This window comes from Anabaena sp. CCY 9613, from assembly GCF_963920895.1.
Lineage (GTDB): Bacteria > Cyanobacteriota > Cyanobacteriia > Cyanobacteriales > Nostocaceae > Cyanocohniella.
In genome coordinates, this window is the sequence record NZ_CAWUDE010000048.1 from 1 (window position 1) to 1,795 (window position 1,795).

Annotated in this window: 2 protein-coding genes; one reads left to right on the forward strand and one right to left on the reverse strand. The window is 39.2% G+C overall.

Going from position 1 to position 1,795, the window contains the following annotated elements:
• Nucleotides 1–70: 70 nt before the first annotated feature.
• On the reverse strand, nt 71–472 hold the full coding sequence (tnpA, locus tag ACM0OT_RS23730; RefSeq protein ID WP_414566829.1) for an IS200/IS605 family transposase: 402 nt from the start codon (nt 470–472) through the stop codon (nt 71–73).
• A 70-nt stretch (nt 473–542) separates the two neighbouring features.
• Between tnpA and ACM0OT_RS23735 the strand changes: the two genes are divergently transcribed.
• Complete coding sequence (locus ACM0OT_RS23735) at nt 543–1,760, forward strand: RNA-guided endonuclease InsQ/TnpB family protein (protein ID WP_414566830.1); 1,218 nt, start codon at nt 543–545, stop codon at nt 1,758–1,760.
• Nucleotides 1,761–1,795 lie beyond the last annotated feature (35 nt).

Genomic DNA, 1,795 nt, shown 5'->3' on the forward strand with positions numbered 1-1,795 from the left:
TTATAAAAAATAGCGGGAAGCTGAAAACCACCATCCTTGTAGGTGGTGGATGAAAGCGACACGGGACGCTTTAGCGTCCTACAGTTCTCTGGTTTTCAATATATCTTTTAATAGTCTCGCTGCTTACATTGCCAGCAGTGGTACAAAAATATGAACGAGTCCACATTGAAGGCATCTTTTTTAAATGTGGGAATTTTTTACGCAGTTCAGAGGATGAATAGCCCTTAATTCTAAACATAATTTGATGTGGTGCAACAGTGGGAGGGCAGTTTAAAAATAAGTGTACGTGGTCAGGCATAATCTCTAAAGAAATTACGTTGCACTCTATTTTTTTAGCTGCTTCCCATATAAGTTCTCTGCAATGTTTTTCAACTTCACCAACTAACACAGGTCGTCTACGCTTAGGAATAAAGACAAAGTGGTAGTTTACAAGGGTTACAGAATGATTGTCATGTCGATATTGTTGAGGCATTGACAGGATTAACTAGCGTGGTAATATTGATGATATCTCAAAGCTATCGACTTTAGGAGGTGATTAAGTAATGCTGGTGTTAGAGTACAAAATCAAAGGCACAAAAATACAGTATCAAGCCATAGACGAAGCTGTTAGAACTACGCAGTTCATTAGAAATAAAGCAATTAGATACTGGATGGACGCACCGAAAGAAGCGAACATTAATCAAGTTGCGCTCAACAATTACTCAACAGCATTACGAAAAGAGTTTAAATTTGTAGAAGAACTCAATTCAATGGCTTGCCAGTCTGCAACAGAAAGGGCATGGTCAGCTATTGATAGGTTTTACGGTAATTGTCAATCTAAAGTTTCAGGTAAAAAAGGTTATCCCAGATTTCAAAAAGATAACCGTTCTGTTGAGTATAAAACGTCAGGATGGGCATTGCACCCCACTAAACGACGTATTACGTTCACTGATAAAAAAGGTATTGGTGAGGTTAAATTGCTCGGCAAGTGGGATATTCTCGCCTACCCAGTTAAGTTAATTAAGAGGGTAAGGTTAGTCAAAAAAGCCGATGGTTACTATTGCCAGTTTGCAATCAAAGCTGAGTCGTTGAGTGAATCTAGAATTGCTGATGGTGAAGTAGGTTTAGATGTGGGGTTGGAGTTTTTCTACTCTGATTCCAATGGGCATCATGAACCTAATCCCAGATTTCTAAGGAAATCTGAGAAAGCAATTAAACACGCTCAACGTCAGATATACAAAAAAGAGAAAGGTAAAAATCAACGACGAAAAGCCAGACAGAGATCTGCTCGAAAACACTTAAAAGTAAGTAGACAACGGAGTGAACACGCAAAAAGAATTGCGCGTAACGTATGCAAGGCTAACGCCTTAGTGGTCTACGAAGATTTGAGAGTTAGGAACATGGTAAAAAATCACTGTCTTGCTAAATCAATTAATGACGTTAGCTGGGGTTTGTTTCGTCGTTGGCTAGAATATTTTGCAGTCAAATTCAATACTAAAGTTGTTGCTGTCAATCCTAGAATGACATCTCAAAAATGTAGCGACTGCGGTGCAATAGTTAAAAAATCTCTTTCAACTCGTACCCATAAATGTAGTTGTGGATGTAAATTGCAAAGAGATGTGAACGCCGCAAAAAATATTCTGAATCTTGTTAAACAAGCTAGAGATGGGCAATCTCGAAGTAACGCTTCAGGAGTTGGAATCACTACGCTAGTTGGTGAAAACCTGCTAGGGCAAATTCTGACGGTGAATGAAGAATCCCCTACCTTTGGGAGTAAGTGAGCATAGCGAAACTTGCTCAGGTAGGGGAGTGTCAA

What these genes read in the sequence shown, in the direction of transcription:
- tnpA (WP_414566829.1), bottom strand. Translation starts at nt 472, where the DNA reads ATGCCTCAACAATATCGACATGACAATCATTCTGTAACCCTTGTAAAC.
- ACM0OT_RS23735 (WP_414566830.1), top strand. Translation starts at nt 543, where the DNA reads ATGCTGGTGTTAGAGTACAAAATCAAAGGCACAAAAATACAGTATCAA.